Source organism: uncultured Thiodictyon sp. (genome assembly GCA_903837595.1).
In the GTDB taxonomy this organism is placed as follows: domain Bacteria; phylum Pseudomonadota; class Gammaproteobacteria; order Chromatiales; family Chromatiaceae; genus Thiodictyon.
In genome coordinates this window covers 1-2,588 of sequence record CAILVI010000047.1, presented here as the reverse complement: position 1 = coordinate 2,588, position 2,588 = coordinate 1, and the positions used below count along the sequence as shown (strand labels likewise).

At 62.0% G+C, this 2,588-nt stretch carries 1 protein-coding gene and 1 pseudogene; both read left to right on the top strand.

Annotated elements, in window-relative coordinates:
- Nucleotides 1–381 precede the first annotated feature (381 nt).
- Nucleotides 382–1,419, top strand: a complete 1,038-nt coding sequence (locus QZY44_RS02720; protein WP_295441897.1) for an IS110 family transposase — start codon at nt 382–384, stop codon at nt 1,417–1,419.
- A gap of 367 nt (nt 1,420–1,786) precedes the next feature.
- Nucleotides 1,787–2,588 (top strand): annotated as a pseudogene (locus QZY44_RS02715) (hypothetical protein); the annotation flags it as partial.

The following is a 2,588-nucleotide window of genomic DNA, read 5'->3' as shown; positions in this document are numbered from 1 at the left end:
GCACCTGCTGTGGCAGAACGCTGCTACAGCCCTACGGCAGGCCGCAGGCTCTTGAGGATGTCGGGTGTTCAGCCCGGAGGTGCGGTTTCGACGGCGAAACCTTGACAAGGACTGTAGCGAAATGTAGCGAAATTTGTGATCATCATGATCACCATGATCAACATGTTGATCGGGTTAAGACCCTGAGAGACAGGGCTATACGTCGTAAATCCAAGCGGGTCAAGAACCTCCGGAAACCGAACTCGTCAGTCTCATAACCCGGAGATGGCATGAGAACAAGACGGTCTCCTTCGCAGGTCTGTCCTGATAAACAGGACGTCTGAAGAGAGCCAGAATGGACTGGCTTTCACAAGTGGCCCATAGGGCCGGAAGGAGACCGCCATGTACGAGCGTAAGGATATCATCCTGGCCGTGGATTATCATGCCGAAAACACCGAGGTCCGCTGGTTCCACTGTGCCAGCGGCGAAGAGCGTTGTCTGAACATTCCCACCACGCCAGCAGGGTTATCACGTCTGGTGGAGAAGGCCACGGCTGAGGCTTCTCGACTCGGCGGGAAGGTCATCTGGATCATGGAGAGCACGACGGGCTGGGCGCGGATCAAGGAGTTGATCGGCTCGCGTGCCGAGTTCATCATGGCCAACGTGCTGCAGATGCCACTTCCACCCAAGGCGTATCGGCGTAAGAGCGACAAGATCGACACGGGGCGCATGCTGCGGGAGTTCCTGAATGGTTCGCTACCGCGGTCGTATCAACCGGAGGTGCGGTGGCGGGAGTTACGGCGGCTGGTGGACAGCCGTCAGGACCTGGTGGAGCGGCAGACGGCGGTGAAGAACTGGATCACGCACTTCCTGCACCATGAGACGTGGTACGACCGGCAAGGCCTGTGGACGCAGAAAGGCATGAGGCGTCTGCGTTCGTTGAAGCTCTCGGCCAGCGACCGGATGGTGCTGGACCTCAAGCTTCTGGAACTGGAGCAACTGGCGGAGCGCCGTCAGTCGATGGAAGCGGCCATGCAGGCGGTGTACGAGCAGTGGCTCGAGGCGCAGTGGGTGGATGAGGTGCGAGGCATCGGCATGGTGACGGCCGTCTCGATCCTGGCGCACATCGGGTCCATCGAACGTTTTCCCCATGCCGAGAACTTGATCTCGTATGCCGGCTTGGCGCCGGGGCATCGACAATCCGATGACACGCGACACAACGGCAAGATCGGCGGAGGCGGAACGGACAGCCACCTGCGGTACCTGCTGATCGAGTCGATGCAGTGGGTCTGCCAGATCCCGCGCTACCGGCCTGCGTTTGAGCGCGCCCGGGCCAGGCACGGTACGAACATCGCCCGGATCATCGTGGCGCGGATGCTGCTGCGAAGCATCTTCAAGATGCTCAAAGACAAGGTGCGATTCAACCAAGTGGCGGCGTAGGCAAAGGATAAGGCGAAGAAACAGCAACGGCAACGGCGTTGTTCAGAGAAGAGACGAAGAAGGTTCCTGCGTCATGGAGCGGAGATAGCCCGGTGAGCATCTCGCGACCATTGGGGCGGGCCTGTCATGCGATGGGCTTGACCCTACTCCCGGAGAATGTGCCACCGCGGCTTCCGATACCATGTTCGTGGCCTGCCTCACCGGAGGCAGTGACCCGCTAATAGAAGGATGAATCGCTTCTGACGACCAGGAACCTCTGCGAAGATTCCGTCTTGACAGGTCAGCCGTTCTCATAGAAGGTCGTGGGGACACAGTGGGCGTCCTGACTATCCGCGGGGCCGGTCGCGGCGCGACGGTCATCGACGCGATGCAGGTCGACCGCATCTTCGATGTGAAGCCGGGAGTACAGGTGCTGGTGCAAGATCTGACAATCACGGATGGCATGGCCCTGGATGCGGGCGGACTGCCGCAAACCAAGGCGCTTGGGGGTGGCATCCTTAGCCAGGGCGGCAAGCTAACGCTGACGAATGTTGACATTGTCAGCAATGAGGTCATTGGCGGCAGTGGCAGCGACGGGTCGGGAAGTACCGCACCTACCCAAGGTGCCGACGCCTTGGGCGGCGGTATCTACGCTCTCGGCGGCACGTTAACGCTCAATAACGTGCAAGTGCTTGCTAACCAGGCATCCGGTGGCGACGGCGGCAGCGGGGGCAACAGCAACTACGGCGGTTTACCCGGCGGCGGCGCGTTGGGGGGCGGCCTGGCCCTTGAGGGTGGAGTGACCCTTAGCGTGACCGGCAGTTTTTCGGTCAGCTCTAACTTCGCCCGAGGTGGCGACGGGGGCAGCGGTGGTACGCAGCTCCAGAGGGGCGGCGACGGCGGGAACGGCAAGGGTGGGGGCTTGTACGTCGTTGGCACCGTCAGCTTGCCCGCGACGGCCATGATTTCGGGCAACATCACGATGGGTGGCCATGGCGTTGACGGGGGCAACGGTGACTGGGGCGGCGATGGCGGCAACGGAGGCGCGGTCAGCGGTGGCGCGGCCTATGTGCGCGGAGACTTGACAATCGCTGGCGGCACTGTGGCGAAGAACGCGGCCTTGGGAGGCCCAGCCGGCAACGGCGGCGTGTCGACCGGACACTGGGGACGATCGGGCGGCGCGTCTGGCG

Coding starts and splice junctions, on each gene's coding strand:
- QZY44_RS02720 (WP_295441897.1), top strand. CDS start 382: ATGTACGAGCGTAAGGATATCATCCTGGCCGTGGATTATCATGCCGAA.